Annotated in this window: 1 pseudogene; it reads left to right on the top strand. The window is 64.8% G+C overall.

Annotated elements, in window-relative coordinates:
* A pseudogene (locus AC3XQU_RS24585) lies at window positions 1–244 on the top strand (hypothetical protein); the annotation flags it as partial.

Here is a 244-nt window from a genome sequence, read left to right as displayed (position 1 = left end):
CAACTCGTCATGGGACGCAGCGATTATCACTGGCAACACGAACCGATCCTCTACGGCTTCACACCAACCGCGCCCGGCGTCGGCCGCCTCGGCCGCGGCAGCAAACACTGGCACGGAAACAACAGCGCCAGCACCGTCTTCACCATCGACAAACCCACCGCCAACAGCGACCACCCCACCATGAAGCCCGTCGACCTGATCGCCGCCCACCTCAACAACTCCTGCCCCGTCGGCGGCATCGTCC

Source organism: Telluria sp. AZSoR62, from assembly GCF_058111565.1.
The sequence above is the reverse complement of the archived record's forward strand: the minus strand, read 5'-3'. Positions and strand labels throughout refer to the sequence as shown.